The 26,445-nt window shown below is 37.7% G+C and carries 24 protein-coding genes, 1 tRNA gene, 1 rRNA gene and 1 pseudogene; 4 read left to right on the top strand and 23 right to left on the bottom strand.

What is annotated here, in order from left to right:
• Positions 1-28 precede the first annotated feature (28 nt).
• Positions 29-1,607: ribosomal RNA gene (locus PECL_RS00275) — 16S ribosomal RNA — on the bottom strand.
• Positions 1,608-2,043: 436 nt separating this feature from the next.
• Here PECL_RS00275 and PECL_RS00270 point away from each other — a divergent pair.
• Positions 2,044-3,378, top strand: coding sequence for an MFS transporter (locus PECL_RS00270; protein WP_014214590.1), 1,335 nt, complete (start codon positions 2,044-2,046; stop codon positions 3,376-3,378).
• An 84-nt stretch (positions 3,379-3,462) separates the two neighbouring features.
• Here PECL_RS00270 and tyrS read toward each other — a convergent pair whose 3' ends face one another.
• The 4 genes from tyrS to pepV form a co-directional block, all read right to left on the bottom strand.
• Positions 3,463-4,716, bottom strand: a complete 1,254-nt coding sequence (tyrS, locus tag PECL_RS00265; RefSeq protein WP_014214589.1) for a tyrosine--tRNA ligase — start codon at positions 4,714-4,716, stop codon at positions 3,463-3,465.
• Between the two features lie 295 nt (positions 4,717-5,011).
• Positions 5,012-5,644: an FMN-dependent NADH-azoreductase gene (locus tag PECL_RS00260; protein ID WP_014214588.1), complete on the bottom strand. Its 633-nt coding sequence runs from the start codon at positions 5,642-5,644 to the stop codon at positions 5,012-5,014.
• Between the two features lie 60 nt (positions 5,645-5,704).
• The gene (locus PECL_RS09660) at positions 5,705-6,190 is read right to left on the bottom strand and encodes a winged helix DNA-binding protein (RefSeq protein WP_014214587.1); all 486 of its coding nucleotides are present in this window, start codon (positions 6,188-6,190) and stop codon (positions 5,705-5,707) included.
• A 3-nt stretch (positions 6,191-6,193) separates the two neighbouring features.
• Positions 6,194-7,594: a dipeptidase PepV gene (gene pepV / locus PECL_RS00250; RefSeq protein ID WP_014214586.1), complete on the bottom strand. Its 1,401-nt coding sequence runs from the start codon at positions 7,592-7,594 to the stop codon at positions 6,194-6,196.
• A gap of 140 nt (positions 7,595-7,734) precedes the next feature.
• On the opposite strand from pepV, the gene PECL_RS00245 reads away from it, so the two are divergent.
• The gene (locus PECL_RS00245) at positions 7,735-8,442 is read left to right on the top strand and encodes an SDR family oxidoreductase (RefSeq protein WP_041534526.1); all 708 of its coding nucleotides are present in this window, start codon (positions 7,735-7,737) and stop codon (positions 8,440-8,442) included.
• 212 nt (positions 8,443-8,654) lie between these two features.
• Here the strand turns inward: PECL_RS00245 and PECL_RS00240 are convergent, their stop codons facing one another.
• The 8 genes from PECL_RS00240 to PECL_RS00205 form a co-directional block, all read right to left on the bottom strand.
• The gene (locus PECL_RS00240) at positions 8,655-9,290 is read right to left on the bottom strand and encodes an NAD(P)H-binding protein (protein ID WP_014214584.1); all 636 of its coding nucleotides are present in this window, start codon (positions 9,288-9,290) and stop codon (positions 8,655-8,657) included.
• A 392-nt stretch (positions 9,291-9,682) separates the two neighbouring features.
• Positions 9,683-10,324: an SDR family oxidoreductase gene (locus tag PECL_RS00235; protein WP_014214583.1), complete on the bottom strand. Its 642-nt coding sequence runs from the start codon at positions 10,322-10,324 to the stop codon at positions 9,683-9,685.
• A 188-nt stretch (positions 10,325-10,512) separates the two neighbouring features.
• The gene (locus PECL_RS00230; protein ID WP_014214582.1) at positions 10,513-10,827 is read right to left on the bottom strand and encodes a thioredoxin family protein; all 315 of its coding nucleotides are present in this window, start codon (positions 10,825-10,827) and stop codon (positions 10,513-10,515) included.
• Positions 10,828-10,895: 68 nt separating this feature from the next.
• The gene (locus tag PECL_RS00225) at positions 10,896-11,720 is read right to left on the bottom strand and encodes an alpha/beta hydrolase (RefSeq protein ID WP_050899544.1); all 825 of its coding nucleotides are present in this window, start codon (positions 11,718-11,720) and stop codon (positions 10,896-10,898) included.
• A gap of 312 nt (positions 11,721-12,032) precedes the next feature.
• Positions 12,033-12,650, bottom strand: a complete 618-nt coding sequence (locus PECL_RS00220; RefSeq protein ID WP_050899543.1) for a DUF4767 domain-containing protein — start codon at positions 12,648-12,650, stop codon at positions 12,033-12,035.
• Between the two features lie 164 nt (positions 12,651-12,814).
• Complete coding sequence (locus PECL_RS00215) at positions 12,815-13,534, bottom strand: hypothetical protein (protein WP_014214579.1); 720 nt, start codon at positions 13,532-13,534, stop codon at positions 12,815-12,817.
• Positions 13,535-13,624: 90 nt separating this feature from the next.
• Positions 13,625-14,548, bottom strand: coding sequence for a diacylglycerol/lipid kinase family protein (locus PECL_RS00210; RefSeq protein WP_014214578.1), 924 nt, complete (start codon positions 14,546-14,548; stop codon positions 13,625-13,627).
• Positions 14,549-14,555: 7 nt separating this feature from the next.
• A complete protein-coding gene (locus PECL_RS00205) occupies positions 14,556-15,512 on the bottom strand; it encodes an alpha/beta hydrolase (RefSeq protein ID WP_014214577.1) in 957 nt (318 codons plus the stop codon).
• A 100-nt stretch (positions 15,513-15,612) separates the two neighbouring features.
• Between PECL_RS00205 and PECL_RS00200 the strand changes: the two genes are divergently transcribed.
• Positions 15,613-15,685 (top strand) — tRNA-Ala (locus tag PECL_RS00200).
• Positions 15,686-15,815: 130 nt separating this feature from the next.
• On the opposite strand, the gene lacD is transcribed toward PECL_RS00200, so the two are convergent.
• The 10 genes and pseudogenes from lacD to PECL_RS00150 form a co-directional block, all read right to left on the bottom strand.
• Complete coding sequence (gene lacD, locus PECL_RS00195; protein ID WP_014214576.1) at positions 15,816-16,817, bottom strand: tagatose-bisphosphate aldolase; 1,002 nt, start codon at positions 16,815-16,817, stop codon at positions 15,816-15,818.
• Between the two features lie 135 nt (positions 16,818-16,952).
• On the bottom strand, positions 16,953-17,570 hold the full coding sequence (locus PECL_RS00190) for an HAD family hydrolase (protein WP_267878801.1): 618 nt from the start codon (positions 17,568-17,570) through the stop codon (positions 16,953-16,955).
• Positions 17,571-17,650: 80 nt separating this feature from the next.
• On the bottom strand, positions 17,651-18,796 hold the full coding sequence (gene nagA, locus PECL_RS00185) for an N-acetylglucosamine-6-phosphate deacetylase (protein ID WP_014214574.1): 1,146 nt from the start codon (positions 18,794-18,796) through the stop codon (positions 17,651-17,653).
• Positions 18,797-18,807: 11 nt separating this feature from the next.
• Entirely contained in the window at positions 18,808-19,980 is a 1,173-nt protein-coding gene (locus PECL_RS00180) for an SIS domain-containing protein (RefSeq protein WP_014214573.1), read from the bottom strand.
• A 30-nt stretch (positions 19,981-20,010) separates the two neighbouring features.
• A pseudogene (locus tag PECL_RS00175) lies at positions 20,011-20,747 on the bottom strand (GntR family transcriptional regulator).
• 73 nt (positions 20,748-20,820) lie between these two features.
• Positions 20,821-21,645, bottom strand: coding sequence for a PTS system mannose/fructose/sorbose family transporter subunit IID (locus PECL_RS00170; RefSeq protein ID WP_014214572.1), 825 nt, complete (start codon positions 21,643-21,645; stop codon positions 20,821-20,823).
• Positions 21,629-22,549, bottom strand: a complete 921-nt coding sequence (locus tag PECL_RS00165; RefSeq protein WP_014214571.1) for a PTS mannose/fructose/sorbose/N-acetylgalactosamine transporter subunit IIC — start codon at positions 22,547-22,549, stop codon at positions 21,629-21,631. The genes PECL_RS00170 and PECL_RS00165 overlap by 17 nt, the downstream gene beginning before the upstream one ends.
• A 15-nt stretch (positions 22,550-22,564) precedes the next feature.
• Positions 22,565-23,059 (bottom strand): PTS system mannose/fructose/N-acetylgalactosamine-transporter subunit IIB, encoded by a 495-nt coding sequence (locus PECL_RS00160; protein ID WP_014214570.1) that lies wholly within the window; start codon positions 23,057-23,059, stop codon positions 22,565-22,567.
• 5 nt (positions 23,060-23,064) lie between these two features.
• On the bottom strand, positions 23,065-25,092 hold the full coding sequence (locus tag PECL_RS00155; protein WP_014214569.1) for a hypothetical protein: 2,028 nt from the start codon (positions 25,090-25,092) through the stop codon (positions 23,065-23,067).
• 12 nt (positions 25,093-25,104) lie between these two features.
• A complete protein-coding gene (locus PECL_RS00150; RefSeq protein ID WP_014214568.1) occupies positions 25,105-25,500 on the bottom strand; it encodes a PTS sugar transporter subunit IIA in 396 nt (131 codons plus the stop codon).
• Between the two features lie 218 nt (positions 25,501-25,718).
• On the opposite strand from PECL_RS00150, the gene PECL_RS00145 reads away from it, so the two are divergent.
• Positions 25,719-26,399, top strand: coding sequence for a metal-dependent hydrolase (locus PECL_RS00145; RefSeq protein WP_014214567.1), 681 nt, complete (start codon positions 25,719-25,721; stop codon positions 26,397-26,399).
• Positions 26,400-26,445: the final 46 nt, after the last annotated feature.

The following is a 26,445-nucleotide window of genomic DNA, read 5'->3' as shown; positions in this document are numbered from 1 at the left end:
ATGGTGTAGTTTCCGTATTATTCCTTAGAAAGGAGGTGATCCAGCCGCAGGTTCTCCTACGGCTACCTTGTTACGACTTCACCCTAATCATCTGTCCCACCTTAGACGGCTAGCTCCTAAAAGGTTACCCCACCGGCTTTGGGTGTTACAAACTCTCATGGTGTGACGGGCGGTGTGTACAAGGCCCGGGAACGTATTCACCGCGGCATGCTGATCCGCGATTACTAGCGATTCCGACTTCGTGTAGGCGAGTTGCAGCCTACAGTCCGAACTGAGAATGGCTTTAAGAGATTAGCTAAACCTCGCGGTTTCGCGACTCGTTGTACCATCCATTGTAGCACGTGTGTAGCCCAGGTCATAAGGGGCATGATGATTTGACGTCGTCCCCACCTTCCTCCGGTTTGTCACCGGCAGTCTCACTAGAGTGCCCAACTTAATGCTGGCAACTAGTAATAAGGGTTGCGCTCGTTGCGGGACTTAACCCAACATCTCACGACACGAGCTGACGACAACCATGCACCACCTGTCATTCTGTCCCCGAAGGGAACTTCTAATCTCTTAGAATGTCAGAAGATGTCAAGACCTGGTAAGGTTCTTCGCGTAGCTTCGAATTAAACCACATGCTCCACCGCTTGTGCGGGCCCCCGTCAATTCTTTTGAGTTTCAACCTTGCGGTCGTACTCCCCAGGCGGAATACTTAATGCGTTAGCTGCAGCACTGAAGGGCGGAAACCCTCCAACACTTAGTATTCATCGTTTACGGCATGGACTACCAGGGTATCTAATCCTGTTCGCTACCCATGCTTTCGAGCCTCAGCGTCAGTTACAGACCAGACAGCCGCCTTCGCCACTGGTGTTCTTCCATATATCTACGCATTTCACCGCTACACATGGAGTTCCACTGTCCTCTTCTGCACTCAAGTCTCCCAGTTTCCAATGCACTTCTTCGGTTGAGCCGAAGGCTTTCACATTAGACTTAAAAGACCGCCTGCGCTCGCTTTACGCCCAATAAATCCGGATAACGCTTGCCACCTACGTATTACCGCGGCTGCTGGCACGTAGTTAGCCGTGGCTTTCTGGTTAAATACCGTCACTGGGTGAACAGTTACTCTCACCCACGTTCTTCTTTAACAACAGAGTTTTACGAGCCGAAACCCTTCTTCACTCACGCGGCGTTGCTCCATCAGACTTTCGTCCATTGTGGAAGATTCCCTACTGCTGCCTCCCGTAGGAGTCTGGGCCGTGTCTCAGTCCCAATGTGGCCGATTACCCTCTCAGGTCGGCTACGTATCACTGCCTTGGTAAGCCTTTACCTTACCAACTAGCTAATACGCCGCGGGTCCATCCAGAAGTGATAGCCGAAACCATCTTTTAAAGGAAAACCATGCGGTTTTCTTTATTATGCGGTATTAGCACCTGTTTCCAAGTGTTATCCCCCTCTTCTGGGCAGGTTACCCACGTGTTACTCACCCGTTCGCCACTCATTTCATTGTTAAAATCATCTTCCGTGCAAGCACTTCTGATTCTTTTAACGGAAATGCGTTCGACTTGCATGTATTAGGCACGCCGCCAGCGTTCATCCTGAGCCAAGATCAAACTCTCATATTATATGATGAGTCTATATAAGCTCATTAATTGTTTGTTTTGCGAATTGACTTCGTTCGCATAATGTTTTATCGAATAACTTTCGTTACTCAATCCCTACACCATTTGATTGTCAAAATTTTGTTCAGTTTTCAAAGGTCTACTGTGTTGGTTTTCAAAGCTTACTGCTTTGTTGCCAGCTAATTAATCATAACATCATCGATTGAACATGTCAACAACTAATTTCATTTATTTTGAATCAGTGTTGCGAATGTTCGTCGCGACAACAGAGATTAACTATACTAGCATTTCTTTGATTCGTCAACTAAAATTCAAAATTAATTTTCAAAATAATCAAAAATACTGCAAAAACGGTTTTTATAATCCCATTTTTCCCCTTTACACATTCAATTTTTGGTAGTATTTTAGAATCGTTCTAAGATTTAAAGGAGGGGTTATCTTGAAACTAGATTCAAAAAGACGTTGGTGGTTCGTTGTAACACTACTAATTGGAACGTTTACAATGTCAATTAGCCAGTCAGCACTGTCCACTGCTTATCCAACTTTCATGCACTATTTTAATTTACCAGCCAGTACAATCTCATGGTTAACAACCGGGTTTATGCTGGTGATGTGTGTCGTTATGCCTCTATCTCCTTGGCTATTGAATAATGTTAACTTTAAACTGTTGTATCTAACACTTATTACAATATTCATTGCAGGTACCTTAATTATTATATGGGCACCCACTTTTCAAATCGTTATGCTTGGACGCTTAATGGAAGGTTTTAGCGTTGGTGTTCTTTTCCCTTCATATCAATCGGTCATTTTAGAAATTACACCCATTAAGAATCGTGGTGCTGTTATGGGTACCGTCGGTTTAGTAATGGGTTCCGCCTTGGCTGTTGGTCCCATTGTCTCTGGCGTCCTACTACAATTAATAAATTGGCAAGCTATCTTTGTATTTTTCACTTTACTTCTATTATTGGTTTTCATTTTGGCCACGCAAACTATTGTTAATCCGTTACAACAAAAAAAATCACAGCTAGACGTTCTATCCGTAATCCTTTCCATCGGAATAATTGGGGTACTATACTTTATCAATGAACTTCCAAAAAAAGGTGCAACCTTTTCCCTAGTTATAATTTTACTGGGATCCATAATTATGCTGGCCGGTTTCGTCTACCGCCAGTTACATATAAAAGAACCGTTGTTACATTTGCAAATCTTGACTATCCTGAACTTCGATATTGCTGTTCTTCTAACGGCTGCTTCCTATATGTCGCTAATTACAATCACCGTAATTATGCCCCTCTATTACCAACAGGTCATCGGATTGTCACCCCTTTGGTCAGGACTAGCTTTAGTTCCCGCTGCCGCTCTTTTATCATGGCTCAATAGAAAAAGTGGCAAGTTGGCAGATCGAACCGGTTTTAAGCGTGTTATGTTAATTGGCTTCATTTTATTTATAGTTGGTTGGTCCCTACTATTAATTAATCTTACCGTTAATAATCTATGGGTTGCTATCATATCCAGTGCTATTGTAGAAGCAGGGAACGCATTTGTTATGATGCCTGCAACCACACTGGGAGCAAACTCACTACCAAACAGTCAAATTCCACATGGTTCCTCGATAATCGCTACTATCCGCCAAATTCTAGGATCAACAGCGATTGTAATTGCTACAGTCCTCCTGGGGCAATCAAACTTTCACTCTGTTTTTATCTTTTTCCTTATACTAGAAGTTATTGCCCTTATACTAGCATTAATGATTAAAGACAGACAAAATACGTAATTTTAAAATTAAAAAGCTTTCATATTCGACCAATGTGGGTAACTTAATTACCAATCCACGTTTGGTTTCTATGAAAGCTTTTTATTATTTCACTCTTGCTAAGAAATATTTTTTCTTTCCACGACGTACAATCACAAACTTACCGTCAAACCGTTCATTAGGATCAATCTCAGCTTCAAGATCCGTTATTTTTTCACCATTAATACGAATAGCCCCGTTTTGAACATCTTCGCGTGCTTGACGTCTTGACGGTTCAATCTTGGTTGTATCAACTAACCAAAGAACGATATTTTCTTTTTGGTTGGTAATATCAACACTTGGCATATTTTTGAAGCCTTGTTCGATTTCGCTTGCAGTTAGATTTTGCACGTCTCCCGAGAAAAGCGCTGCTGAAATATTTTCAGCCTCTTGGACTGCTTTTTCGCCGTGAACAAATTTGGTTACTTCCTGTGCCAATCGACGCTGTGCTTCACGCTTTTCGGGTGCAGTTTGAATCTTATCGGCTAATTCATTAATTTCATCCTGATCCAAAAATGTAAAATACTTCAAAAATTTCAAGACATCCCGGTCATCCTGGTTAAACCAAAATTGATAGAATTCGTATGGAGATGTCTTTTCAGGATCTAACCAGATGTTACCACCCTCTGATTTACCAAATTTAGTACCATCGGCTTTAAGTAACAACGGGATTGTGAGACCGAATACCTTCGCCTCTTGTCCTTCCATACGGTGAATCAAATCCGTACCAGCCGTAATGTTTCCCCACTGGTCTCCACCACCAATTTGTAATTGAACATCTTCATTTTTGTACAAATGTAAGAAATCAACAGATTGTAAAATTTGGTAAGTAAATTCGGTAAATGAAATCCCTACTTCTAGCCTACTAGCAACGACTTCCTTTGCCAGCATATTATTGACATTAAACAACTTACCATAGTCACGTAAAAAATCTAACAGTGAAATTTTTGAAAGCCAATCACGGTTATTTACAATACGAAAATTTTCATTGCCAAAAAACTTTAACATTTGTTTCGTTAATGCCTCTTCGTTATGCTTAACCTGATCCATCGTTTGCAAAACACGTTCGGCCTTTTTACCGGATGGATCTCCAATTGAGCCTGTTCCACCACCGATAACAATCACTGGCTTATGTCCCATTTCTTGGAATCTTTTCAAAATCATGAAAGGGATCAGATGCCCAATATGCATGCTATCCCCGGTTGGGTCAATTCCTGCATATAAACCTATGGACTTTTCCTCTGTTAATTTTTTAAGACCTTCAGCGTCCGTTTGCTGATTGATCGCGCCACGCCAGTCTAACTCATCAATAATATTCATTAATAGTCCCTCCTTTTTTTAATACCGAATCATGAAAAATAAAAAGCCCCCAATCCTCCTAAGAGAATCAGGGACGAAATTATCCGCGTTACCACCTTGACTTGAACAGCGTTGTTCCACTCAACACCGATAACGAGGTGATCCGATCATCAAGCTCCATGGTGTAATTCGTTCAAACAACTCTTGTTCAGTTTGCAGTCCCACTGAATTCCTAATGTCCAAGTCATCCACTACTGTGCCACTTCTAAGCTTCTTTATTACGACCAATTTTACGGGTAAACATGTTACCTGTCAACTAAAAATCAGTTAAGACATCATCAACTTGCTGACGTGCAACAGCCTTAAAATCTTCCGCATGTTCTGGATCAAAATCAGCGCCTTCAATGTATGCACCAGAAACATCACTGATTCCATAAAAATGCATCATATCACGTAAATACGCATCCCCAAAATCTCTTTCAATCTCGCCATTATTGGTATGATAGAATCCACCAGCCGCCTGAATATGAAGTGCTTTTTTACCCTCTAGTAATCCTACTGGCCCATTAGCTGTATATTTGATTGTTTTATGTGGTACAGAAACAACATCTAAATATTCTTTCATTTCTGCTGGCAAAAAATGATCATACATTGGATTTGCAAACACATATTTATCGTAACTAACAAATTGATCAACAGTTTCGTTGTGTTTCTTTAAGAGGGCAACATCAGTGTCCGTCATGGGATGACCGAACTTTTGTTTTTCCCATGCATCCAACGTTTGATCATTAATTGGCGGTACAATTCCATCTGAATAAACATTTATTATTTTAACTTCATCATCTGGGTGCTTAGTTTGATAATTGCTAATAAAATATTCCAATAAATATTCTGTTTTTGATTCGTTCTTTGTTTCTGGATGTCCATCAATTACTAATACTTTACTCATTTCATTAACTTCCTTTTATTTAGTTTACATGGAAACATTATATTATTAAAAAATCGGAAGTCAACCCTTCCGATAAAAATTAATTTCAGACAATATCTTAACTGCGTCGTCAATTTGTTTTTGTGAAAAACTAGCCAAAACATCCTTCATGTCCGCTGCTTCTCGTTTGTGTAATTCTTCATGAATCTGATAAACCTGTTTTCCAAGGTCAGTTAACGAATAGTATATGTCCTTTTTATTATCACCTTGATGCGCCTTAAAAATCAGCCTTTTATTTATCAAACGTGCCGTTATTTTAGAAGTTGCACCCTTCGTAACTCCCATTTTTTCGGTTAATTCAACTCCACGAATAGGTTGATCAGTTCCAACCATCTGCACAAAATGAAGAGCCAATATGTTTACACCATCCAAAGTATCCTTGGGTAGATTATGTTCAAGCAATTTTCGATGCAAAAACCTTGCTTCACGGTGTGTACTTGACTCACTTACTTTGATGTATTCGTCTAGCGCTTTTTTTAATTCCTCTAGCTGAGAAATGATTATCACTCCCTATTTTGCTAACTCATAGATAGCGTGAGCATAGATCACAGCTGCATTAAAAATGTCATCAATCATCATATATTCATTAGCCTGGTGCATTACATTTTCACGACCTGGGAACTGTGCTCCAAATGCAACTCCACGATCCAAAATACGACCATAGGTTCCACCACCAATAACCTGTTCAGAACCCTTTTCACCAGAATGTTCCTCGTAAATACTCAACAACGTCTTAACTAATGGATCATTACTCGATACGTAATGCGGTTCCTGTGCATGACCATGAAGAACAACCTTCACTTTGTAATCACTTAAAGCGTCGGCAGTTAAACGAGTAATTTCATCTGTGTTTGTTGACTTAGGATAACGGACATTGATAATGATTGAACTTGGTTTACCTGCTTCAAAATCAAACAAATCCGGAGTTACGGTTAAGTCACCCATTTTTTCATCAACCGTGTTAATGCCTAATTTATTTCCACGTGAATCCAAATGGAGATTATCCGCAATCAACTTTAAGTATTCACTTTCTACACGATCCTTCAAGAAAAGAGCTAAGAAAGTTGCCGCATTTAAACCAGCCTTAGGTTCTAAGGCATGCGCAGATTTTCCGATTAAAAAGAATTTAACGGTATTATTATCCGTTGTCAACTCGCCTTCCAAACCATTTTCAGTAAGAAAATCTTCAAATGCTGATTTGAGTTCCGGAACATTGATATCATCATTCAAATCAATAACTGCTGTTGCATCTCGTGGAATCATATTTTCCTTAATCCCACTTGTGAATGATGCCAATGTCATGCTACCCTTTGCATTTTCTGGTGCCAATTCAATTCTGAACGATGCGATACCCTTCTCACCATTGATAATTGGAAATTCAGCATCAGGAGAAAATCCGAAATCCGGTGTGGCTTCGTTGGCAAGGTAACGTTCCATTCCATACCATTCACTTTCCTCGTCTGTACCAAAAATTAAGCGAATCTTCTTAGAAACAGGTAATTCCAATTCCTTGATAATTTGTAATCCTAAATAAGCTGCCATTGAAGGCCCTTTATCATCGCTGGCTCCTCGAGCATAGATCCGACCATCTTTAATAACCGGTTCAAATGGATTAGTTTCCCACCCTTCACCAGCAGGAACCTCGTCCATATGTCCAAGAATCCCCAAAATTTCTTTACCATCCCCGTATTCAACATGCCCAGCCACGTTTTCAACGTTCTTAATCACAAAGCCGTCTTCTTTAGCAAATCCAAGCACCGTTTCCAAAGCCTTTTTAGGTCCTTCACCCAAGGGAGCCTCTTTAGTTCCATGTTCTGAATCGCGTGAACTGTCAATTTTTAGTAATTCCACCAAACGGTTCAGTGTTTGTTCTTTTCGTTTCTCAACTTCAGCTGTCCAGTCAATTGCCATCTTTAATACCCCTATTTTTTTATTTATACATCATTATACAGGAACCAACAATTTTTCTAAAATATCTGACCAAACTATTTACTTTTATTAAGTAAGTGAGATAATCTGCTTACATTAAATTTTAAGAGGTGGCTTTAAAAATGACTGAAAAAGTAGTCGTAATCACAGGCGCATCAAGCGGAATTGGGGCTGAAACAGTACGTTTACTAGCTTCTAAAGGCATGAAACTTGCAATTGGTGCTCGTCGCACTGACTTATTGAAAGATTTAGCCGACTCGCTACCAGAAGCACAAATCATCTACACTCAAGTAGATGTTACAAAAAAAGAAGATATTCAAAAACTTGTTGATCTAGCTATTAAAAAATTTGGCCGCATTGATGTCCTCTATAACAATGCTGGTACAGCAACTCCTGGCCGTATTGCAGATGGCAATACTGAAGCGTGGGAACGTATGATTAACGTTAATATTATGGGAGTTTTAAACGGATTAGCTGTTGTACTTCCTATTATGGAAAACCAAAAATCTGGTCACATCATTTCAACTGATTCAGTGTTAGGGCACGTTTCATTACCAAATGTCGGTGTTTACGCCGGAACAAAATTTGCAGTCCAAGCAATCATGGATTCAATGCGCAAAGAAGAATCTGAATTCAATATCAAAGCAACCATGATTTCACCAGGTGGCGTTTCAACGGAAATATTTGGTAATCCCGTCATTGATAAGGATGCCGAAGTAGATAAATTAAACCCTGAGGATGTTGCTAATGCTGTTGCATTCGCGATTGAGACTCCTGCAAACGTTGGAATTAACGAAGTTCTTTTACGTGCAGTTAAACAAGTTCACTAAGAAACAAATAAACTTAATAGCCCTTAGCTGACGTAATGTACACTGCAGCCAAGGGCTATTTTTTTGATTATTTAACTATGGCAAGCTTTCAAACTTCTCACTAAAGAGTAACTATAACTTTTCGCCTGAGCAAACGTAGGATAGAATTTAAAAAAACTAAAATCTAGCTTTCATTTCCAACATAGATAGCCTTCACTCCTAACAACTTATCGTTAATACCAAGCAGGCTTATCTCCATCTGTTCCAGGCTTATTTACACCAATTGAATGTCGGATCTCGGTATTATTTTGAGCAACTTCAACTACAACATGGGCAATACTTTTACGTGAAACTTCGGTTCCTTTAAAGTCTTCACCCTTCTGTGTAATTTCAAAATCAATTTCATCTTTATCAGTCAACCATGCCGGACGAATGATTGTAAAATCAAGGTCAGTTCCTTCAATCACATCGGCCGCTGCGCGATATTTTTGAAGATATCCATCAAGAACCGAATTATTCCATTCTCCAAATTTACCTGGAACTTCATCGTAAATTCCAATTGTTGAAATCCAAATCAAACGTTTTACATTTTTTTCATTCATTGCAGTCGTAACCGCAGCTGCCTGATCTTTAATATTATCACCAGCCAAGTTAGCATAGACTACATCAACACCGTCAAGGACATCTTCAAGTTGCTTCACGTTAGTTGTATCACCTTCGACAACTTGTTCGCGATCTGAATCAGCGACTGACAATCGACTTGAGTTTCGTAAAAACAAAACTAATTGATCATCGGTTTGCTCCAAGAATTCTTTTTCTGCCAAACGAGCGATTTTACCGTTGGCACCCAAAACTAAAATCTTTTTCATAGTTTTTTCACTCCTTTATAGATAAAAAGTAAGTCATTTTTTAAAATATTACAAGCAAAGACACTTTATAGATAACGCCACTAACTATTAGTAATATTAACAATTAAACCGCTTACTTGGATGAAATAACGACGAAGTTTCGTAACCACAGTTTAATCACTATTGATGTGGCTAATTTCTTATTCTATTGTCAAAGCTTCCCATCTTGAATCCTTCACACATCGAGGTCATATGAGTTATCGTAATCATTACTATTTCACAACTTTTCATATAATTTTTTGATGCAAGATGGTTTTCTGTATATCAAAAAAGGCTTTAGATTATCCTTAATACTGAAATTATTCAGTACCTAGTTAGTAATATCTAAAACCTTTTTATCGAAAATGATAAACTTATTGTATATCCGAAATTCCCTCTGAAATAGGTTGAGCTCCCTCTACAACAGAAAAGCTCTTCTTGATTGTATTGTCATGGTGTAATGTTTCTGCCACGACCTCAGCAACATCTTGTCGTGAAATAGAACCATGATCTTCGCCAATCAAAACTCCACCCTTACCAGGCTCATTTGTTAGAATTCCAGGCTTTACAATTGTGTAATCCAAATCAGTTTGATTTTCTAAATAATTATCAGCAAAATATTTGGCAACGTAATAAGGCTTAATTTCCTCTGTCCATTTTTCTGGGTTTTCAGAGTTCATTGCACTAACTAACACAAAACGTGTCACTCCTGCTATTTTGCTAGCTAACATGCTCTTTACAGCGCCATCCAAATCAATCATTAATGTTTGATCGTAACCAGTTGCACCGCCAGAACCGGCTGTAAATACGACAGCATCTGCATTACCAATCGCCTTAGCCATTTCATCTGGTTGACTCATTAAATCAAAAATTTGAACGGCTGCACCCCTTTCCTCCATTTCAGGAGCTTGTTTTTCATCACGAATTGCTGCTACAACTTCATCTCCACGTGCCACTAAGAGATCCACCAGCAATTTACCAATTTGTCCATGAGAACCGATCACAAAAACTTTCATTCTTAATCTCTCCTTACCATTTGGCATATCAAAGTATAATTATACTTTCTATTCAAAACTTATTTGCTTCATTATAAGTTTTACAACTGCTTTTTAATAGTTATACGAATAAAAAAACTAAACCGTCCCGTGCGTTAGCCATGGTATTGCACACCACAAGACGATTTAGTCCTTACTATATATAAACTTTAAGCATTTACCGTTTCAATAAACTCTTCAACCTCTTTTGGTGTACGGCGTTCGCCTTTTCCAAAACGGCCTAACTCCTTACCATCTTCAAGAGCAATAAAGCTAGGAATTCCCATTACACCAAAATGCTGTGCAACTTCCAAGTTATCATCACGATCCACTGTGATCCAGTCAAACTGGTTATATTTTTCCATAATTCCTGGCATTGCAGGCTTAATAAATGCACAATCTGGGCACCAACCTGCTGTAAAGAATAACATCTTTCTTCCAGATTTAATTGCATCAAAAATCTCTTCGTTTGAAAACTGAGCCATGAAATTACCTCCAATTAAACATCTTACTTTTTGTAAGTATATATAATAATATTAATTATTGCAACATTTTAGTTTGCAATTCTGATCCCAGGAACTAACATTGCACTATTATCTGTATAATGGGAAGAAATTAGCTTAAACCGCTCTGGAACAAACCCCCGATTCCACAAAAAGTTATTGATTTCACGTGAAACAATTTCATTGTGATTCAAGCTACAGTGGTATCCGTCCGGCCCCATAACCATGATTTCATTATAATCACGAGCTACCTCGCTTAATAAATATCCAACCGACCGAGCTGATTCAACCGACACATAAACGTCATTATTCAAAAAACGATTACTTTGTCCAACAATATTTAACAAACTAACATCTGCTGGAAACTGATCTCTTTTGGAATATAACTTTCGCAAATGACGAGTTTTATGATTCGGTTCACTTCCATTTTCCAAAATCTCATCAACGGTTGCATTATCCGCAAAACCATGTAATCCATTAAATGGTCCAGCAATCGTGACTAATTTTCTTAAACGTGGCATCCTTAGGTCATCGCCATATTTAATCGCTAAATTCACAAGAACATTACTTCCAAGCGAATGCCCCACACCATTAAATTCAGCAATTCCAAATTGTTCTTTTAATTGAATTAATAACTTTCTGACCCATCTAATTTGCCAACGCTCTGGTGCTCGATTGTTTTCAAAAAGCACCTGAATCATTGGATTATCAATTTCCTTATTCCAAGTTCCCTTAAGTTCGATTCGACCATTTCTTTTTACAATTGCATCAATAATTTTATTTGCCCAACCGTTTTCTTCAGCATCCTCCAGCAAGTGTCGCATCGAATACGCATCACCGTTGAAACCGTGGACAAAAATTGTCGCCGCGTTCATCTCAACCCATCCCTTATTTAAAATTCTCAATACTATCATATTACTACAAAGCACAGGTAAGGGTAAGGTCAATCTGCCTAAACTGCTCTATTAAGACAACACCTCAAATCATAATCAACCAGCAACCCATCTAATCACATCCACCATGAATTGGATTTTTCTCTCAATAATAATCATTAACTCAAAGGTTTCCCTGTAGCGTCCTAATTAAAAGACGCACCTCAAAGATGACTAAACATCATCCTTAAGATCCGTCTTTGTTGTATATCGACTCCATATCAAAAACCAGAAAATAGCATAGTATATAACATTCTACTGTATGTTTGTATCTACAATCTGATCAAAACCTTTTTCCAAATCAGCATTCTGGGTTGGTGCAAAGTGTACAAGCATATCAGGTGTCCCTTGATTTTGATTGGTAAATAACACTACCGGTTTACCGTTTGAGGCAATCGTGAAGAAATAGAGATGTGCACCCATTTTTGTATTTTCCGCATCAGAATAAATCGCTACTACGTTAAAATCACTTTTTCCTTTACCAGTTGTTGACCAGCTAAGTGTTGCTTTAATCTTATTTACTGCAATATTATTAGCATTTAAGGCTGTTGGATACTTAATTCCATAATAATTTACATCTTTGCCTGGATAGTAGCTAGTATAGTTTTGTTTCATTTCAGCCTGCCATCTTTGCATAAAGCTTTCTAGCTGGCGTGCTTTATCTTGATTCCACAATACCTGATTGTGCTTAGGATTAACTTTGATTGAGTTTTGCTTCTTGTCCCCTTTGGTTTCTTTATCTGTTGAGGTCGCCTTTGAACTACTAGTACTTGACACATTTTCATGACTCTTATTTAGCTTAGACTGATTAGAGCAAGCCATTAATGTTAACGTCATAAATATAGTTGATAAAGTCAACGCAATCTTTTTCATAGTAAAAATCCTTTCAACGGGTTTATTTACAAGTATATCCTATACTGCTTTGCCGTTAAAAGGATTTCAAATTTAATTAACTTTAATTAAACAAAATATTGAATAAATTTTATTAAGCAATCAATTATGCATATAAATTTAGAAACAAATAACAATTACTGACATTATTTTATAAAGTTAAAGTTAATCTTGTATGAATAGTTACCTGTAGCAACTGTCAGCATGTCTTTACTGGTAACTTTTTTCAACTGTGCTCGAGTTAATTTAAAAGTAAGTGAGCCATTGCTCTTCACGCTTTGTGAAGCAATTAGTTGTCCCTTCCCATTTGAAAGTGTAACCATTGCTCCCCTTTTCATATTTGTAACCGTAATTGAGGAGGCTGTATTAGTTACATAACTATAAATAGGTGCCTTCTTATTTGTTGATCTCTTAGTTGTTGTTTTAATAGTTCGCTTTGTTTGATTTGAATTGGTTGTTTTACTAGGGTTTACTACGGATGTCTTTGAACCCGTAACAGTGTTAGAATTAGCATTCCTGTAGCCAATAAAATTAAAGCTAATTGAATAAATATTACCGACATTAAGAGAATCTTTGGCAGTTACTTTTTGTAATTGAGCAGCATTCAAATAAAATGTCAAAGTACCATTGCTTTTAACAGTCTGACTAGTAATAACCTGCCCCTTGCTGTTAACTAAGGTTACTACTGAACCTTTTTTCATTCCCGTAACACTTACAGAATTACTTGTGTTACTAACGTATGAATAAGTTGCTGTTTTAGTTGCTGCGTGAACCTCAGAATTCTGTCCGAACACGTTTGTTGAAATTGGTGCCGCAACCCCCAAAGCTACAGCTGCTGCCATTGTTACTACGCTAATCTTTTTCATAATAAAAATCCCCCTAATTACTTGATGAATTAATATTATCACTTTGTAACAGGAATGTTAATAGTTTTTTTCAATAATGTTACATTAATATTACATCCAAAAATCTTGTTGTTCTACCCATACTTCTAAGTCATATCTACTTGGTCCAAAGCTTTCGCCATTTACCTGCATATATTCAGCTTCTCCAGTGACCAACTTCAGTCTTTCGACTTGTCTGAAAAAGACTTCTGGTCGATCCAAATGAGTCCCTTTTGTTACAAGCTGTGCAAATAGCTGAACAAACTTGGGAGTTGTCATTTTTTCAGCTAAAACAATATCCAATTTTCCATCGGTTAGACTTGCTTTCGGGGCAATTCCTACTCCACCGCCAAAATATTCTATATTCGTGATTGAAGCCAAAAACATGTTTTCAAAATGGAATTTTTCATCGTCAATTTCTAAATCAAATTCAAATCCCTTTTGCTGAAACAGGGTCTGAAAAATAGCAGAAATATACGCCATTGACTCCAAATGCCATTTGCTTAATGAAGACTTACCATTTGTGTTAGCTTTGTGGACGATTTTAGCATCAAAACCAATCCCAATATTATTAGTAAAATAACGTACCATGCCATCTCGCCGTGATAAACTTGCTCCTATATCAAGTGGGCGAGCTTCACGAGTATTAACCATTCGTTGCATTGCCATCGTGGGATCAGCGCTAATTTCAAGTTGGCGCGCAAAGTCGTTACCGGAACCAGCTGGAATATAACCAATTGGGAGATGATTTTTTGAATTACGAACCCCATTCAAAACTTCTAAAAGGGTCCCGTCTCCACCAACCGCTACTACCACACTATCTGGTTCTTCTTGGTCCGCAAAGTCTCTGGCTAACTGAATTGCATGTTGCGGATATTCAGTTTCCACAGCATCAAAGTTAATTTTCTTTTGAACTAAAAGCTGATGCACCTCGTCCCAAACATTAGCCGAACGATCTGCACCAGCATGTCTATTTACAATAAAAAAATATTTCATTACAAACCTATACTTTTCCTACATATTTATTTAAAAAATTAGCAACTTCCGTTTGATACCTATGTGGATCTGTCTGTAGAGACTGTACATGATCAGCCCCTTCAACAATATATACTTCACTAGGTACTCGTGCTGCCTCTACCAAATCATCCAACATTTCAATTGGAACGTAATTATCGTCAGTTCCATGAATAAACATAATTGGTACTTTAATTTTTGCTACTCTTTTTTCAATATTAACTTCTTTAAAGGAATAGCCGCCCTGCAGTTTGGTAAAGAAGCTTACAATTGGTTCCAACTCACGTGATGGTAGATGATAGTAATTTGCGATGCGATGTTTAAATTGTTCGTCTAAATGACTGAAACTACTATCTTCAATTACAGCTTTAACATTACGTGGTAAATCAGGTTCACTAGCTGTGGCCAAAACGGTGGCCGCTCCCATACTAATGCCGAGAAGAATAATTTTTTCGTTTGGCTGGGTTAATAATACTGCACGCTGTATCCAGCGAATATAATCGCGCCGATCCAACCAGCCAAATCCAATCAGATTTCCTTCGCTATCTCCATGACTACGAGCATCGGGCATTAAAACATTGTACCCCAAATTATAAAATACTTTTGCGTAAGGGATCATCTGGCGTCTTGCATGATGATATCCATGCGCTAAAATAACTGTTTGACCAGCATCTTGATCTCCTGGTTGACGGATAAATGACGCTTCTAAGGCTAGTCCATCCTCACTTATCATACTAATTTTTTCGGGATTTTTATCGTTAAACCATTCTAAATCAAATTCATTATTATCAGTTTCCTCTGATTTAATAATGGCTTTTTGTTTAGATTTAGGACTATTTTTCATTCCAATCAGAAAACTGGCATACCCACCAAGGCTAATTCCCACTGCTAAGCCAGCAGCAACTGCACCAGCCAGCTTAGTAATAAATTTCATTTCTCTGCGCATTATTTTCTTCCTCTTTTGTTTATAAAAATTATTACGTTAATTTTACCCCAAATGTTAGATGTTTTCAGAAAAAAAGTGGTAATATTATGAATATAGGTTTGGGTCTGTAGCTCAGTTGGGAGAGCATCTGCTTCGCATGCAGGGGGTCGACGGTTCAAGTCCGTTCAGATCCATTGATAGGAAAAGGTTATTAAATAAATGCCTCATTAAGCATTCATTTGATACCCTTTTTTAATTTTACATTAATCTGCCCTTACAAAAAATGCTCACCTTTACAGTAAGCATCTCTTAAATCGTCTTCAATTATAAATTAATCTTTGCTTCTTCAATTTTATCAAACACTGACGAAGCTGTTTCAGCAAGAACTTTATTCAAATCTTCAATATTCTTGCGTCCTTCAGTCTGCATCCACTTTCTTCCGGCTTCTTCACTTTCACCTGCAAATGGTTCAACCGAATGGCGCCAGGTTGCCCGTCCACAAAGCACACCGTTAAATGTTGATCCTGCTTCTTTAGCAAAGAGTAGTTCTTCTTGGAACAGTTCTGCTGAAACTCCAGCACTCAAGAAAATAAATGGTAACTTAGTAGCATCACTTTCTTCTTTATAGAATTCTAGTGCATCGGTACGACTATAAACAACGTTATCACTGTTTTCCGCAAATCCTTCGACATATTTTTGATTTACTGGCACTTCAACCTTTAATACATCTACTCCATACTGTGACTTTGAAAACTCCCGTACCATTTCAATAACTTTGTGAGGCTTTACCTTTGCATATTCTTTTCCATTTGCATCAGGAATGTTTGCATCGTATGAAACAAGTTCAAGGAAGAGTGGCATATCTTCTGCCTTGCACTCATCCCCAAGTCTTTCAATGAAGGCGTGTTTCTTTTCGTTAATCTCACTGCTTTCATCAACATCATAATACAGCAAAAATTTAATAGCATCGGCGCCTAGTTCCTTCAATCTGCTAACTGACCAATCTTCTAAAATATCAGGAAAGCGTCCAGGCTCCGTTGCATCATAACCAGTTTTCTCGTATGCCATCAATAAACCAGCATCTTTATCCCTTGCTTTTGCTGCAGGAATACCAAACTCAGGATCCAATAATATCCCACTAGCATAAGGGGTTAACTCAGAAGATATAGCAACTTTAAAATCTTCAATTTCTTTTTTTGTTGCTTCATGACCACTAGCAGCCCCAATCATTTTTTTCAACGAACCACGCTGATCAATTGCTAACGCACTAATTACACCATCTTTTGTTGCTAACGCTCTGATACCCTTTAATTTTCCGCTTTCCATTATATTATCTCCTTTTTAAAACTGGTACCAATCAGATACTAAATGTATTTTAACTGGTTGGTACCAGTTTTGTCAAGAGACCTTCTTTGCTTTATCTAAAACCACCTAAATGTTTACTATAATCCGGTTTCTTTGCTATTTAGTGATATAGCGGTTAATATCTTCAAATCCATTAAATACTATATCGGCTGCGGTTTGATCAATATGATACTCTGGATAATGAACAGCCCATGTAGTTAATCCTGCGCCTTTTGCGGCTGCAATTCCGTGCTGACTATCTTCAATAGCAATGCATCTAGTAGCGTTTATTCTCAATCTCTTTACACTTTCAATATAGATATCAGGAGCAGGCTTATTATGTTTAACACTCTCACCACTAATTATCTGATCAAATAAGCCACTGAAACCGCACTCTAAAACCATGCGATCTATTTCTTCAATTACTCCTGCAGAAGCTATTGCTAAAACATTTCCATCAGCTTTCAACCTTGTTAATACCTCTAAGACATACGGATTAACATACTTTGGAAAATCGATATTATTTGCCTTCCAATATTTTATAAATTCTGGCATTAATTTTTCTCGTTTATTCCTATCAGGTACCATCATTTTCCAGCCATCGTCCAATGAACGTCCCACTAAATCATCTAACCCACTAGCCTTCGGAACTTCTCCTACTGAATCAAAAAAATCCATTCTAAGCTGGTGGTAATACTTTTCACTGTTTATAAGTACTCCGTCAACATCAAATATATAAGCTTTGATAATTAATTACCTCCAAATTGATTACATGCAAAAGAAGCCGATTTATTAAAAATCCGCCTCTTGTATCATTATTTACTATAAACTTGATTTCCATCCAGGTAAGTAGCTTCTAATTGCATTTCATTATTTAACACAATGAAATCAGCATCTCTTCCCGGTAAGATTCTTCCACATTGATTACCAACATTTACACTATCAGCTGCATTAGCAGACGCCATCTGAATTGCCTTTTCTGCCGTCACCACATTCCAGTCAACAACGTTTTTAACAGCATCTTTTAACAGTAATATACTTCCCGCTAAACTACCGTTACTTTTAAGACGCGCCGTGCCATTGGCTACTTCAACAGGAAATTCACCTAAAATGTAATTACCATCTGGCATCATGCCTGCTTTCATACAATCAGTCACCAACGCGATGTGTTCAGGTGTCTTTGCATTAATTAACGTTTTTACCACGTAAGGATTAACGTGATGGCCATCACATATCAACTCATCGGTAACATCGTTGAGACTCATCGCAGCCCCAACCATCCCTGGTTTCCTATGATCTAAACCACTCATACCATTAAAAGTATGCGTAAACATCGTTGCTCCAGCTTCAACGCAGTTCTTTGCTTGTTCAAACGTGGCATCACTATGACCTAGTGCAACTGTCACTCCTTCAGCACTAATTACATTTGTAAATTCCACTGCGCCTTTTCGTTCTGGCGCAATAGAGATTTTATTAATCAACCCATGTGCCGCATTTTGCCATTTGTGAAACTCTTCAATACTAGGATTTTCAAAATATTTTGGATTCTGTGCGCCTTTATGTTTCTCAGTATAATAAGGCCCCTCAAAATGAATTCCCTTAATTTTTGCTCCATCAAACTTTGTTATATTATCGCTAATTGTTGTAACCACTGCTTTAAGTTGGTCTGAGCTTGCAGTTAAGGTTGTGGGCAACCACGAAGTTACTCCACATTTTAATAACCCCTTGGCCATTTCATTTATTCCATCAGCATCATTATCCATCACATCATGGTTAAGTAACCCGTGAATATGAGTATCAACTAAGCCGGGAGCAATCCATTTATCTTGATAATCCACAATCTTTCCATCGGGTTTATCTTTCTGATATCTTCCAAATTTTCCATTAACTACTTGTAGATATCCACCAATTTCAACATTACTACTTAGAAAAAACTTATTAGCATGGATAAAATATTCCAAAATACGCCCTCCTATTCAAAGTCATGAATTGTTACACCTTTAACAACACGATTAACGGTTCCTGTTGCCGATGGTGTATCTGGTGTGTTTTTAACCTTGATTGAAGTTAATAATGCTAGGGTTTGTGCAAACATTATATCTGGAAATGCCATGTATCCATCTGGAATACTGTCAGTTCCTTCCTCAAACACAAAATTATCATTTTCAAAATTTTGCTTAGATTTCACTCCAACTCCCATTGTAGAGAGCGCAATTTTGTCTCCTGCCACTTCATCTAAAATATCGATATCATACTGTCGTGAATATGCATCATTGCTAATAAAATCGAATAACAATGTCTTTTCATTAATAAATGACTTAGGACCGTGTCTAAATCCCATTGAAGTATCAAAGACTGTTGCCTTTTGACCAGCCGTCAATTCCAAAACTTTGAGTTGAGCTTCCCTAGTTAAACCGCCAAGCGCTCCAGATCCCAAGTACACTAAACGATCAAAATCTAGATCAACCAATTTTTGAATTTCATTTTCTCGCTTAATCACTTCTCGACCCATGGAACTGATTTGTTTAACATACTGTGATTTTTCTTCATCCGTATGTTTAGTATCAAAAACAAGCAACGTGGTTAACAGCATACAACTAAAACTTCCCGTCATTGCAAAGCCCTTGTCATTTGATAATGCCGGTTGAAGCAAAACTAAATTATGGTCATCACTTTCTGCATGTTGTGCTAACTTTCCTTCAGGTGCACATGTAATTGTTAGCTGCCAAAGTTTTTTCACCATTTTTTCAGCTATATCAACTGTTGCAACACTTTCGGGACTATTTCCACTTCGTGCAAATGAAACTAGAATGGTTGGCTGATTGGCTTCCAAATACTGCTTCGGAGTAGAAACAATCTTAGTTGTATCAATTGCTTCAAAGACAAAATGTTTCCTATCTCCATTTTCACTTAGATACGGAGCTGCCGTATCACCAACATAAGCAGAGGAACCTGCACCGGTAAAAATAACTCTAATTCGACCAGTTACTTCATTAGTAATCTTCTCAATAAAGTTATCAATTTCATTTTTTTTCGCTATATAGTTTTCGAAAGCCTCTTGCCATAGTTCTGGTTCCTGTTTAATTTCATTAGTAGTAATAACTGCACCTAATTTAGTTAATTCTTCATCTGTTTTGTTGTACATTTTAAATTCCCCTTCCAACTTGGTCAGAGGCTAGTGTTGATATTTAATGTTATATACAAATTGGTCTCCCCTAGCACAACTGATAGTATATTCAATAATTTCGTTTTTAGGGTTATATGTTGTACGTCGTAACATGAGACATGGCGATCCTACTAAAATACCAAGTGTTCCAGCATCCTTTTCACTACATATTCCAGCATAAATATCTTCGTCTGCTAATTTTACCTTTTCACTAAAATCTTCAAGAAAAATCGAGTAAAGTGCGCGTTGATTAACTTCTAAATCTTCAACTGACAGTGTTGAAAACTTAGCATATGGAATGTACGTTCGATCAATCATCATTGGAAGACCATCTGCCTTTCGCAAACGTTTAAGCTTGATTATCTTCGTGCCAGGACTAAGGTTTAAGCGCTTGGCAAAATACTCATTAGCATTTAAAATGCTATACTCAAGAATCTTGGTTTCTGGTTTTTTTCCAAGCGCCTTCATCTGTTCAGTAAAACTGTATTCATCACCAATTTTAGAATTATTTGTAGCCCAGTTGGCCACAAATGTTCCTTTTCCATGTTGTCTGTATATATATAACCGATTATTTCTAATTCGTTCAGTGCTTGTCGAACTGTATTACGACTCACACTATACTTTTTCATTATTTCTCGTTCCGACAACAACTTATCATTTGGTTGATAATTCTCTTTTATAGACTTGCGAAGTTCATCTACTAACTGTTCATATACAGGTTGTTTTTGATTGTAATCAAATGTCATATCATTTCTCCAAAATCATTTATGCTAAATACTATGCATAAGTTACTAATATACCTGTATATATTACACTTTTTTAAACAGCTTTTCCCAAAACTCCAAGTGCTGAAAGAATAACGGCAACGATTATTACAATAAAGATTGCACGGGTCGAAGTCATTCGCTTACGTCCAAGCATCCAGTAAATAGCACCCACAATTAATGCTGGTATTAACTTAGGCATGATCATATCGATTTTGTCTTGGAAGTTAACTGCCATTTTCCCTAAATGCGCTACGTAAATAATTTTTGTATTAACCATGGTAGCAGCCAGTGCTCCAACGACATAAACACCTAAAAGTGTCGCAGCATCCGTTAAAGCATTTAACTGTCCCTGCAAAGCCGTTACCAAATTAACTCCTTGATTATATGCAAATCTAAGCTGAATCCAGCGGAACCACATAATTACAAAGTTAACTGCCATCCATAAGAATGCACCCACCGCGTTACCTTGGACTGCCATGTTAGCAGCAATTGCACCCATTATTGCTGGTACTAATGCGGCAAAAATTGAATCACCAATTGCGGCAAAAGGTCCCATCAAACCAGATTTAATTCCGGCAACTGTTTCAATTGAACTTGCACCTTCTTTTTCTTCAATCGCAATATCAATTCCTTGGATGATTGTGTTAAAGAAGTTACTAGTATTGAAAAATTGATTTTGCATCTTCATTGCACTTTTAAGTTCAGGGGTATGATCCCCATACAACTTACGTAGTTGTGGCATTAAAATATATAAATACCCTGATCCTTGCATTCTTTCGTAGTTCCATCCCCACTGATTAAAGAACAAGCTACGTCGATTAATTTGATTAAAATCCTTTTTGGTCATTTCAAAGTTCTTTTTAGATTTCGTCTCCATGAATTTCACCATCCTGTTCTTCAATATTGTTATCTGTGGTTGTGGTCTTAGTTGGCGCGTTTTCTGCCTTTGCCATTTCTCTACTTGCTCTGTTATATTCAATAGCTGCTAAGGCAAATCCAATCAAAGCAATTCCTAACATTGGTAAACTTGCAAATGCTGTTGTAAATGTCTTATTCATTCCTGCCAACGTTGTTCCAATCAATGAAATATTACCGTATACAGTTGACATAAGAGCTGTAATTACAAATCCTAAAATCAAATATGGCCAATGCTTTTTAACTGGCAAATAACGAAGTAAGATAGCAAAACCGACGGCCGGAAGCAATGCTCCTGCGGTTGCTAATCCATTACTTAACCAATCTAAGTTGGCATTCATGTAAGTAACTGCTGAACGAACAAATGGTCCACCAAATGCAAGTGCTAAGAATACTGGAATACCACGTGATAAAGTCCATGGGAGCACTCCGTATAAATAATTACGCTCAATTCCCTTGTAATCTTCTTTATCGATCATTTTATCTACTCGATGCTGGAAGAAAGTATTAGCAAATCTTGCTAAAATATCCGTTTGAATCATTAGGCTGGCAACGGGAACACCAAGTGCTGCAACCGCAACTTCTGGCCTCATTCCCGTCCCAATCGCGAATGCAGTTGCCATAACCGTTCCTGAGTTTGCATCAATTTTAGATGCTCCACCAAAGGTTCCAACTCCAAGAACAGTAAGTTGCAAACTACCACCAATAATCAGCCCAGTCTTGATATCTCCCATGACCAAACCTGCAATAAGCCCGGCCCAAACCGGTTGACTTAAACTGGTTTGAAGGGTTAATTCATCCATAATCTGATACATTGAGTAAATTGTTAAAATAATAACCTGCCAAATCGCAATTCCTGTACCCATAATTTCTTACCTCCTCTAGTTTTTTACACGGAATTTTTTCAAAATATCCATAAAGTCCTTAGCATCATCTCCTGGGACCATTTGTGCAGTTATCTTAATTCCTTTATCATGTAGCGCATTAAAGGCATCAACATCTTCTTGAACAACATTAATTGAATTAGTTAACTGGGTAGTTTGTTCATTTTGTGACATATTTCCAACATTAATCGTATCTAATTCAACTCCATCATTAACTAAATCAACTAAAATCTCTGGTCTTCTTACAACTATGAATACTTTTTGCGAATCATATCCCCCACGTTTAATGTGTTCTGCGGCCGTTTTTTCCGGCAAAACACTTAGATCCACGCCTGTCGGTCGAGCTAACTTTAACCCCGACTTTTCAATGTCACTCGCGGCTACCTTGTCATCAATTACCATTATTCTTGTAATTCCTAACTTAGTACTCCACAAGTTAGCAACTTGTCCATGGATTAATCTTCCATCAATACGAACTGCTGTTATCGCCATAACACTCACTCCTCTGAATTAATTATTAAAGTTTCTAAACCTGCTAATTTTATTGGAATCCGAAGAATTCGTTCTCCCAAAATATCATTTTTTGTAATTTGGTATTTTAAAACACTACTTCCTTCGCGATAGTACGCCGTCCAATTCTTTTTCAACATGTCCTTTGGCATACGAATTTGAATTGCCTCATAATCATCAATTGTGAAATTACTTATTACCATCTTTTTGGAATCGCTTACAATTTTAGTGCCAGGCATTCCTACTATATATAAGGGATCTGCAACTCTTCTTAATTCATCCTTCAAAATCTTTTCTCTGATTGAGTAGTATTGAGACTCCCAACCGTACTTTGAATCACTACTAATTGGAAGAACTAGAATGTGATTTTTAACTTCAGTTAACATCGATCCCAGTTTTTTACCATATTCATTGCGCGCACTAGATACTTCTTTTACTTCTCTAGAGTTGTATTCGATTTGATAATAATCACCCATGTGTTGTAACATCGTCATCCTTGGGTTCTCAATGCCATCAATCGTTTTTCCATCAATTTGTTCATACGATTGATAATCCGTTCTTGCTTTCATCCATTTTCCAGTTTTAGCCGATATAAGTTCCTGTAACCCACGTTCAAAAAGTATATCTGCACTTTCACCATCCATTAAGACGGTATTCTTTATCAATAATTGCTTAATACTGTCGTTATCCAAATTTCTTAAAAATTGTCCGCTAATTGCGATTACTTGATCTATATATCGACTGCCTTTTACATGAATCTCAGGATAACAAGCTATTCCAAGTGATCCCAAAAGCGATAACCAACTATCTTCCTTTGGTAGCAGCTCGCTTGGATCACTTCCGTCACTTGTATGAATTGTATTGCTGGAATCTTGATCAATTAAAACCTTAATACCTTGCAAATCATCAATAACTAAACGATTCTTCGCGCTAAAATCCATAAATTGCTTAGATTCACTTAGAATTTTTTGATAATCATATGTCTCGTCAATCCCATTTCCCATCATGTCAAATAGATTTAATAAAATTCCGTTTGCTCCGACCAACGCTGTACTCTCAAGCTGGAATTGTGTAAACCGCTTTGATTTTACAAATGGTGAATACATATAATTTTCTAATTCAGGAAATACATCAGCCTTTGGTCCTACAAATTGAGCAGTTACCCGTGTAATCGCTTCAAAATCACGTGCATATTTTAAGGGTGAAACTTCATTGTATGCTGGCAAATGTGGTCGACTAACTCGTTTATGTGGTCCTGATAAATTATCGAAAAGTCCTTGCCAGTCCCTACCTTCAACCGAATGCCACCTTGGAAAAGAACTCATTAATCCCAAACGGGTTTCAGGAGAAACAAACTGAACAGCCTTCTCAATTTCCTTGGCTACCTCCTTCATCTCTTGACGGGCAACTTTCAAATAAACTTTTCGTTCAACTGTTGGTTCACCAGTTTGCAACATTGCCTCAACAAACTCCGTACGGGTTTCTTTCTTACCCAGTTGTTCTTGATATATCTTCATATGCCGTTCGCAGAAGCAACCTAACTTAAGCGGTGTATGTTTGTAATGCCTAAAATCATCCTCCAACCAAAGTTCCTTTGGCTTCAATTCTGCAAATTCCCGGTATGCATCAACAATATATTTTTTCCAACGAGGATCAGCTGGACATGCAATTGAATCAGCTTTTATTCCCTGATAATCAACCATTGTCCCAAATCCAAGCACCGGGTTAACTTTGTGCCCCCTATCGCTATGCATTAAAGTTGTCCATGGATTCAAACTGGTACAAATGGATCTTTCTTTTAAGTGCTCAGAAACAGATTTAATAACGGATAACCACTCATGAATCTGAGGAATAGTCTGATGTCCCTGATTTATTTCCTCAGAATTTATAAAAAATACAACGTTATCAATGTGAGCATCTTCACAAAATTTTAAAAGCTTTTCTTCCTTCAGTGCGTCCCAATTAATAGGATCTAGAGCAAATCTGAGTGAATATTGATAATTTTTACTCATCATGGGCTAATCTCACTATTCGTTTAAACGCTTATTAACATCAATAATTCCATTTTGTGCTTCACTTATTAAAGTCTGTTTTTCTACTTCCATCCCCATCATAACTTGGTTTGCGTAGCTAAGTACCATTGGTAAATTTAGACCACTAACTACCTCCAACTCAGGGTATTCAGCAATCAGTTTCACCACAACATTTGATGGTGTTCCTCCTAACAAATCAACAGCCACGATGATCTTTTCATCATTGGGATTATCATTAATAAAATCCTCTGCTGCCTTCTGCAAATCTTCAGGTCCTTGATTCGGTTGTAATCCAATAGCCGCTGTATTAGCTATATCTCCAACAATCATTCGAGCACTTGCTAGAGTTTCAATAGCCATATTTCCATGACTCATCAACAATAATTTCATCGCAAATCAACCTCCAAAAAGCATTTTAAACTGGTACCTACCAGCTCTTCTTAATCTTAACTGGTTGGTACCAGTTTGTCAATTATCTTTTAGCGGTTTTCTAAATAAGAATCCACTTCATTAGGGGATATTTCTGTTTCTTCAATACTTCTCCAAACAAAAAATTTCCAATCATCATATAATACAGATATACAAATAAAAGACAGGAAGTACTTTCTATGAAAATTATTTATCATGGCCATTCATGCGTTGAGGTTACTTTAGATAATAAAATGGTATTAATATTCGATCCATTCATTACTGGTAATCCCCAAACCGATATTGATTTAAACCATCACGTTGACTATATTTTCGTATCACATGGTCATGCTCATCATGTTGGGGACATGGTTGCACTTTCAAAAAAATTTAATGCTCCAATTATCGCAATTGAAGAATTGGCTCATTTTGCTGAAGTTCAAGGTGCTACAACACATCCAATGAACCTTGGTGGCAGTTCTACTCTTCCATTCGGTTTCGTCAAAGTTATGCACGCTCAGCATTCTTCGAGTATTGAAATTAATGGTCAACCACAATATGCTGGCGATGCTTGTGGTTTTCTAGTCAAAGCTGATAACAAAACCATTTATTTTGCGGGCGATACCTCCAACTTTGGAGATATGGAATTGTTTGGCAAGGCCTTCAACATTGACGTTGCACTACTACCAATTGGTGGTCGCTACACAATGGGCCCTTCTGAAGCTGCAATCTGTGCTCGGCGCCTACAAGCCTCAAAAGTCATTCCAATCCACTACAATACTTATCCCGAGATTCAGCAAGACCCTAAAAAATTTGCTACATTATTACCTGAGGGAACTGTTCAAATTTTGAATTCTGGAGAATACTTTGACGTTCAATGAATTTCAATAGAACACCAAAATAATTAGGGAGAAAGTCAATTAAACA

The organism is Pediococcus claussenii ATCC BAA-344 (assembly GCF_000237995.1).
Taxonomy (GTDB): Bacteria; Bacillota; Bacilli; order Lactobacillales; family Lactobacillaceae; genus Pediococcus; species Pediococcus claussenii.
Note: the sequence above shows the minus strand (reverse complement) of the source record. Positions and strands in the feature narration are given on the sequence as shown.

Bases quoted from the DNA above. Each gene is read 5' to 3' on its own strand.
- tyrS (WP_014214589.1), bottom strand. From the start codon at position 4,716: ATGAATATTATTGATGAGTTAGACTGGCGTGGCGCGATCAATCAGCAA.
- PECL_RS00260 (WP_014214588.1), bottom strand. From the start codon at position 5,644: ATGAGTAAAGTATTAGTAATTGATGGACATCCAGAAACAAAGAACGAA.
- pepV (WP_014214586.1), bottom strand. From the start codon at position 7,594: ATGGCAATTGACTGGACAGCTGAAGTTGAGAAACGAAAAGAACAAACA.
- PECL_RS00245 (WP_041534526.1), top strand. From the start codon at position 7,735: ATGACTGAAAAAGTAGTCGTAATCACAGGCGCATCAAGCGGAATTGGG.
- PECL_RS00240 (WP_014214584.1), bottom strand. From the start codon at position 9,290: ATGAAAAAGATTTTAGTTTTGGGTGCCAACGGTAAAATCGCTCGTTTG.
- PECL_RS00235 (WP_014214583.1), bottom strand. From the start codon at position 10,324: ATGAAAGTTTTTGTGATCGGTTCTCATGGACAAATTGGTAAATTGCTG.
- PECL_RS00230 (WP_014214582.1), bottom strand. From the start codon at position 10,827: ATGGCTCAGTTTTCAAACGAAGAGATTTTTGATGCAATTAAATCTGGA.
- PECL_RS00225 (WP_050899544.1), bottom strand. From the start codon at position 11,720: ATGAACGCGGCGACAATTTTTGTCCACGGTTTCAACGGTGATGCGTAT.
- PECL_RS00220 (WP_050899543.1), bottom strand. From the start codon at position 12,650: ATGAAAAAGATTGCGTTGACTTTATCAACTATATTTATGACGTTAACA.
- PECL_RS00215 (WP_014214579.1), bottom strand. From the start codon at position 13,534: ATGAAAAAGATTAGCGTAGTAACAATGGCAGCAGCTGTAGCTTTGGGG.
- PECL_RS00210 (WP_014214578.1), bottom strand. From the start codon at position 14,548: ATGAAATATTTTTTTATTGTAAATAGACATGCTGGTGCAGATCGTTCG.
- PECL_RS00205 (WP_014214577.1), bottom strand. From the start codon at position 15,512: ATGCGCAGAGAAATGAAATTTATTACTAAGCTGGCTGGTGCAGTTGCT.
- lacD (WP_014214576.1), bottom strand. From the start codon at position 16,817: ATGGAAAGCGGAAAATTAAAGGGTATCAGAGCGTTAGCAACAAAAGAT.
- PECL_RS00180 (WP_014214573.1), bottom strand. From the start codon at position 19,980: ATGTACAACAAAACAGATGAAGAATTAACTAAATTAGGTGCAGTTATT.
- PECL_RS00170 (WP_014214572.1), bottom strand. From the start codon at position 21,645: ATGGAGACGAAATCTAAAAAGAACTTTGAAATGACCAAAAAGGATTTT.
- PECL_RS00165 (WP_014214571.1), bottom strand. From the start codon at position 22,549: ATGGGTACAGGAATTGCGATTTGGCAGGTTATTATTTTAACAATTTAC.
- PECL_RS00160 (WP_014214570.1), bottom strand. From the start codon at position 23,059: ATGGCGATAACAGCAGTTCGTATTGATGGAAGATTAATCCATGGACAA.
- PECL_RS00155 (WP_014214569.1), bottom strand. From the start codon at position 25,092: ATGATGAGTAAAAATTATCAATATTCACTCAGATTTGCTCTAGATCCT.
- PECL_RS00150 (WP_014214568.1), bottom strand. From the start codon at position 25,500: ATGAAATTATTGTTGATGAGTCATGGAAATATGGCTATTGAAACTCTA.
- PECL_RS00145 (WP_014214567.1), top strand. From the start codon at position 25,719: ATGAAAATTATTTATCATGGCCATTCATGCGTTGAGGTTACTTTAGAT.